Source organism: Acinetobacter sp. ME22 (assembly GCF_022012315.1).
Taxonomy (GTDB): domain Bacteria; phylum Pseudomonadota; class Gammaproteobacteria; order Pseudomonadales; family Moraxellaceae; genus Acinetobacter; species Acinetobacter brisouii_A.
In genome coordinates, this window is sequence record NZ_JAKLTL010000023.1 from 20,680 (window position 1) to 27,172 (window position 6,493).

Here is a 6,493-nt window from a genome sequence, read left to right on the forward strand (position 1 = left end):
TCGATTTACTTTTATTTATATTATTGATTTTTATATTTTTATTAGACTTATCACATCAATCCTTTTTCTGTCTAGCTATGGGAGAACAATAAAGCGGGTGCAGGCAATGAGGAAAGAAGCCGATTGACCCCGAAAATTTAATCCGATTTTTCGAATTTTTCCGTTTATTTGTACATTTTGAACGCCTATAATATAGCGCTTGAAATTTAATTTTTCATTGTGATTCTACACAAATTCAGGTAGAATTTCGGCTCCTTTTGTTTGGGCAAATTTATCGTCCAAACCAACTATAATAGGTATGTAGTTAATGAAAACTCTCAGCGCTAAGCCTGCTGAAGTACAACACGACTGGTTCGTTGTTGACGCTTCTGGCAAAACTTTAGGTCGTCTTGCGACTGAAATCGCTCGTCGTTTACGCGGTAAGCATAAGACTTCTTATACTCCTCACGTTGACACTGGTGATTACATCGTTGTTATCAACGCTGAACAAGTTCAAGTGACTGGTAACAAAGCACTTGACAAAAAATACTATCGCCACACTGAATTCCCAGGCGGTTTGAAAGAAACTAATTTCGAAAAATTAGTTGCTCACAAACCTGAAGAAATCTTTGAACGTGCTGTTAAAGGCATGTTGCCAAAAGGTCCTCTTGGTTATGCAATGATCAAGAAAATGAAAGTGTACGCTGGTAGCGAGCATCCACACGCGGCTCAACAGCCACAAGTTTTGGACATCTAAGGGATAAAGCACATGGCTACTAATTATGGTACAGGTCGCCGTAAGACCGCAACTGCACGTGTTTTCTTGTCAGCTGGTACTGGTAAACTCGTTATTAACAACCGTACTTTAGAGCAATATTTCGGTCGTGAAACTGCTCGTATGGTTGTTCGTCAACCTTTAGAGCTTTTAGAAGCTACTGAAAAATATGACCTTTACATCACTGTTGCTGGTGGTGGTATCGGTGGTCAAGCTGGCGCGATCCGTCACGGTATTACTCGTGCATTAATCGCTGCTGACGAAACTTTAAAACCGACTCTTCGTCAAGCTGGTTTCGTTACTCGTGATGCTCGTGAAGTTGAACGTAAGAAACTTGGTTTACGTAAAGCGCGTAAACGTCCTCAATTCTCTAAACGTTAATTCGTTTTCCGAATTGGACAAAAAGCCTCGGTTTTACCGAGGTTTTTTTATGCCTGCGATAATGTACAAACTGTGTCAAAACCATGACACAATACAACAAAAATCGGTATAGTAATTTGTATGCCGAGAAATATTTTAGAGCTTTGTTATGTCTGATCAAGAAATCAACTTACCCCCTACACGCCCCTATTTAGCCCGTGCGATCTATGAATGGATTTGTGACAATCAGCTAACTCCCTATCTCTTGGTGGATGCCACTCAGCCACATACCAGTGTACCTGTTCAATTTGTCAAAGATGGTCAAATTGTCCTGAACATCGTGCCGCATGCTGTGCATCAGTTGGTTATGAATAATGATGCCATCAGCTTCTCTGCACGGTTTGGTGGTGTTGCACAAAATATTTATGTGCCATTCGCTTCAGTTATTGGGATTTATGCACGTGAAAATGGTCAAGGACTCTTTTTTGATCCAAGCGAATATGAGAATATGAGTCCAGTAACAACCGAAGAAATTGCTGAACTATCAGAAACAGAAGCACCAAAGAAAAAACCAAGTTTAAGAATCGTCGACTAACCTCATTAAGGAGGAGTGTATGGCTTTTGATTTATTTCATTATTTTGCTGAGCAAACGAGAATTCAAAAGCCTCAGCTTCTCGCTCACTATCCTGTAGAAGAACGCCAAAGTCTACTTTTAGAGCTTAACGCACTCGCTTTAGGCAAACTGATTGCTGAATGGCAACATCATGCCAATCATGTTTATTTAGAAATACAACAACAAGACTTATTGTATATTCAACAAATTGCCCGTTTGATGACAACATCATCACAGAATAAATCGAGTTTGAATAAAACTGAATTTGAACAAGCTCTTACAGAAATTTTATCATTACAACTGACCGAACTACATCAGCTTGATTGCACAGGGCACTTAGGACAAACAGGCATCAATGAACTCCTTCTAGGTCAACCTCCCTATTTGGCAGGACAAGCAGCAGATTGGGTTTGGGCAACAAATACCTTGATTCGACTGATTGGCTCTAAACCTGCCGAGACAAAACAGGTATCATTAGACGAAACAATCAAGGAGTTTAATTACATGGTTTCTCATACTGACCACCACGACGATCATCAAGTTGCTGAACCTATTGTTGCTCAAGTACCAACATGGGCAAAAATTTTAGAACCTGTTGTCGGTCTAATCGTACTGGGTTATTTATACTGTGCTTATCAGCATCTTGTTGGATAAATCATCCTGACATAAAAAAGCCAAGATTAACTTGGCTTTTTTATTTTTCCAAATTTTTAAAACTTAAGCACGATTTTTGGATTTCGACTTATTAAAAGGACGCTTGCGATCACCTGTTTCACGCGGTGGTAAACCTGTGTGCTGCGTCAAAATCTGTCCCTTTTTTGGTTGCTGACGCTGTGAATTTTGACGTGCTGTATTTTCACCAGTACGTTTTTGTGAATCCCCTGCCACACTCGAATTTTTCTTGCGCGCTGCCTTATATTCACCATCTGCCGCTTTCGGCTGGAAGGTTGGAATCAAGTGCTGCTTCGAGTTACCAATCAGGTCGGCACGCCCCATTTCTTTTAAAGCCTCACGTAACAACGGCCAGTTATTTGGATCATGATAACGCAAGAATGCTTTGTGCAAACGACGACGTTTCTCACCTTTCACAATGTCAACATCTTCAGTATAACGCGCGACTTTCGCCAACGGGTTTTTTGCTGAATAATACATGGTCGTTGCGGTTGCCATCGGCGATGGATAAAAGGTCTGTACCTGATCGGCACGGAAACCATTCTTTTTCAACCAGATTGCCAAATGCATCATGTCATAATCAGTCGTTCCCGGATGCGCTGCAATAAAGTACGGAATCAGGTACTGTTCTTTACCCACTTCCTTACTGAAACGATCAAACATTTGCTTGAAGCGGTCATAGGTGCCAATGCCTGGTTTCATCATCTTCGACAATGGCCCTTGCTCGGTATGCTCAGGCGCAATCTTCAGATAACCACCAACGTGATGCTGTACCAATTCTTTAACGTATTCAGGGTTCAAAACCGCCAAGTCATAGCGTAAACCTGAACCGATCAGAATTTTCTTAATGCCTTTAATTTCACGGGCTTTACGATACAACTGTACCAGAGGAGCATGATCGGTATGCAAGTTTTGACAAACACCTGGATACACACACGATGGCTTACGACAGTTTTTCTCGATCTCAGGATCTTTACAGTGCAAACGGTACATGTTGGCTGTTGGGCCACCCAAGTCCGAAATAATCCCTGTAAATTGTGGTGCAGTATCACGAATCTTTTCAATTTCACGAAGAATCGACTCTTCAGAACGGTTTTGAATAATTCGTCCTTCATGCTCAGTAATCGAACAGAACGTACAGCCACCAAAACAACCCCGCATGATATTCACTGAGAATTTAATCATGTCAAAGGCTGGGAAACGTGCATTGCCATACACAGGATGTGGCAAACGTGCATAAGGCAAGTCAAACACGTAATCCATTTCTTCAGTGGTCAATGGAATCGGTGGTGGATTAATCCACACATCACGTTCACCATGACGTTGTACTAACGCACGTGCATTCCCTGGATTGGTTTCCAAATGCAAAATACGGTTGGCATGTGCATATAGCACACGGTCATTCGCCACTTGTTCAAAAGAAGGTAAACGAATCACTGCCAATTCGCGTGGAGGTAATTTATGCTTGATCGCTTTTGAAGCAACTTGCAACTGCACCACTTGTGTATGCTCATCTAGCTTGTCGCCTTCACGCACAACTGGATTTGCAACCAATTCTTTTTGGAAATTTTGGTACTGTGCTAAAGAGTTACCTTTTTCTTTTTCAACTTCACAGCCATCAATATCTTCGGTCATTACATACGGGTTGATAATCGGATCAACACGTCCAATGGTATCGACATCGTTACTGGCGATTTCAACAAACTTGGCTTTAGCTGGCTTGTTGAGTTTATTGATAATAAATGCGGTACCACGAACATCAGTAATCTGATGAATTTTTTCACCTTTTGCCAAACGATGCATCACATCAATAATGGCACGTTCGCCATTACCATACATCAGCATATCCGCTTTCGAATCCATCAAAATCGAACGACGGACTTTATCTGACCAATAATCATAATGTGCAATACGACGCAAACTGCCTTCAATACCACCTAAAAGTACAGGAACATCAGCAAAAGCTTCACGGCAGCGCTGACTATAGACAGTCGCAGCACGGTCTGGGCGTTTGTTTGGCAGATTATCAGGAGAGTAAGCATCATCCGAACGGATTTTACGATCTGCCGTATAACGGTTAATCATCGAATCCATATTGCCCGCGGTCACACCCCAAGCAATTGTGGGTTTACCTAACACACGAAAACTTTCTACATTGGTCCAGTCTGGCTGAGAAATAATGCCAACACGAAAGCCTTGTGCTTCCAAAACTCGCCCAATCACACCCGAACAAAATGAAGGATGATCAATATATGCATCACCACACACCAAGATAAAATCACAGGCATCCCAGCCCAATGCATCCATTTCTTGCCGAGACATTGGCAAAAATGGGGCTGGTTCAAAGCATGAAGCCCAATGTTTATCATAGTCAAACAACGCTTTTGGCGCAGTCTGCATGGTGTAGGCAGTAGACATAGCTGGCAATTCTCGGCTGGCTGGAGATGGGAATGTCATCAAAGATGAAAGCCGAGTATTTTACCATGAATTCTATTCGGTTTTCTTAGATTTAAGCATTGAAAAAACAATGAGATAAAATTTAAATTGTTTAAAGTTTAAACAAAACCAAATCCTCATCAAATTTGTAAAACTGATTTTTAAAGATAAATGATGATCTCTATAATTGCTTTGCCATATCTGCTTCAAAACGATATGGCAAACTAAGGTTAAATGACTTTTTATGCAGCCATTCCCCGATAAGCAGGATAATTTTGAATGCGCTGACACCATGCCTGAATATTTGGGTAAAGACTTAGATCAAAACCACCTTCATCGGCCACATGGGTATAAGCATAAAGAGAAATATCTGCCAATGTGAGTTCATTTCCTACTAAATAATCATGCTGCCCCAATGCCTGCTCCATAATCGCTAAGGCTTTATGCCCTTTTGGCTGCAAAGCATGATATTCCTCAATGCGAGCTTCAGGTAAGCCCAAGTATTTATTGATAAAACGTGCAACCGCAATAAATGGTTCATGGCTATATTGTTCAAAGAACATCCATTCATACATTTTGGCTTTGGCATAGCGATCTGTTGGAATGAACTTGGTTTCCTCAGCTAAATAACCCAAAATTGCATTGGATTCAGTCAAAATTCGCTCATCATCGAGTACTAAAACAGGAATCTTTCCATTTGGATTCATCTGCAAGAATTCAGGTGTGTGACTTTCAGCTTTTAGCACATTGATATGCAACCATTCATGTTGAATGCCTAAAAACTCAAGCAACAATTTAACTTTATAGCAATTGCCAGATAGCAGATCTCCGTAGACTTTCAATGTTTATTCTCCATATTGATTTTAAAAATAAGTATTAATTTTTATATCATAAACAAACAAGCCATTGTTTATTCATTACATTTAATCTATAAAGTAATGAAAATTCAAAAGATAATAAATGATGATCAAAATATTATTTGTTTGTGCTCAAAATAAACTTCGTAGCCCAACTGCTGAAACCGTTTTTTCTGAGTATCAAAATATTGAATGCACATCTGCTGGAATTCATGAGTCAGCCAATACACCGATAGATGCGGAAACTATCCAATGGGCAGATATAATCTTTACGATGGAAAAAAGCACAAAGTAAAGATACAACAAAAATTTCGGCATGTGATTAATGGGAAAAAAATAATCTCATTAGACATACCTGATAATTTTGAATATATGCAACCTGCTTTGATTGAGTTATTGCATAAAAAAGTGATGCCATACATTCAGAAATATTTATAATTTTTTACTTTTAATTAAATAAACAAGAAAAGCCAGCCAGTGTCATTCAACATATTCTCAAGTTTTATGACCAGTTTCCAAAAACAGACATCCAAGATAGAATTTTTTCATATTTTTGAAAATGAGTATATGAAAAAAATAATGCAGGCAAGAGTAAAATACAGCCAAAGAATATACCAATAAATGCCCCTATCCCTGAATCAATAACCAGCATAATCAGGCCAAATAGTAGGAATATTACTCCAACAAGTGCATAGCCTCTTCTAGAATGGGCTTGATCTTGATAACCACTTAGCATGTGATCCTGAATTAAAGTACTGTAAAGATGATCATAGTATAACCGAACTTATTTTTCTTATTAT

The 6,493-nt window shown here is 39.6% G+C and carries 8 protein-coding genes; 5 read left to right on the top strand and 3 right to left on the bottom strand.

The genetic code is table 11. The features are described from left to right. The first annotated feature begins 307 nt into the window (after positions 1–307). From rplM to LVY74_RS16955, 4 genes are all read left to right on the top strand, one after another. Complete coding sequence (rplM, locus tag LVY74_RS16940; protein ID WP_111896194.1) at positions 308–736, top strand: 50S ribosomal protein L13; 429 nt, start codon at positions 308–310, stop codon at positions 734–736. A gap of 12 nt (positions 737–748) precedes the next feature. Continuing rightward, positions 749–1,135 (top strand): 30S ribosomal protein S9, encoded by a 387-nt coding sequence (gene rpsI, locus LVY74_RS16945; RefSeq protein ID WP_111896195.1) that lies wholly within the window; start codon positions 749–751, stop codon positions 1,133–1,135. A gap of 148 nt (positions 1,136–1,283) precedes the next feature. Beyond that, positions 1,284–1,709, top strand: a complete 426-nt coding sequence (locus LVY74_RS16950; protein WP_237816040.1) for a ClpXP protease specificity-enhancing factor — start codon at positions 1,284–1,286, stop codon at positions 1,707–1,709. Positions 1,710–1,728: 19 nt separating this feature from the next. Continuing rightward, positions 1,729–2,382 (top strand): hypothetical protein, encoded by a 654-nt coding sequence (locus LVY74_RS16955; RefSeq protein ID WP_237816041.1) that lies wholly within the window; start codon positions 1,729–1,731, stop codon positions 2,380–2,382. A 63-nt stretch (positions 2,383–2,445) separates the two neighbouring features. Here LVY74_RS16955 and LVY74_RS16960 read toward each other — a convergent pair whose 3' ends face one another. Further along, positions 2,446–4,818: a YgiQ family radical SAM protein gene (locus LVY74_RS16960; RefSeq protein ID WP_237816042.1), complete on the bottom strand. Its 2,373-nt coding sequence runs from the start codon at positions 4,816–4,818 to the stop codon at positions 2,446–2,448. Between the two features lie 260 nt (positions 4,819–5,078). After that, positions 5,079–5,678 carry a glutathione S-transferase family protein gene (locus LVY74_RS16965; protein WP_237816043.1) on the bottom strand — a complete coding sequence of 200 codons (600 nt, stop codon included), beginning with the start codon at positions 5,676–5,678 and terminating at the stop codon, positions 5,079–5,081. A 118-nt stretch (positions 5,679–5,796) separates the two neighbouring features. On the opposite strand from LVY74_RS16965, the gene LVY74_RS16970 reads away from it, so the two are divergent. Continuing rightward, positions 5,797–5,988, top strand: a complete 192-nt coding sequence (locus tag LVY74_RS16970) for an arsenate reductase/protein-tyrosine-phosphatase family protein (protein ID WP_237816044.1) — start codon at positions 5,797–5,799, stop codon at positions 5,986–5,988. A 207-nt stretch (positions 5,989–6,195) separates the two neighbouring features. On the opposite strand, the gene LVY74_RS16975 is transcribed toward LVY74_RS16970, so the two are convergent. Then, positions 6,196–6,429 (bottom strand): hypothetical protein, encoded by a 234-nt coding sequence (locus LVY74_RS16975; protein ID WP_237816045.1) that lies wholly within the window; start codon positions 6,427–6,429, stop codon positions 6,196–6,198. Positions 6,430–6,493 lie beyond the last annotated feature (64 nt).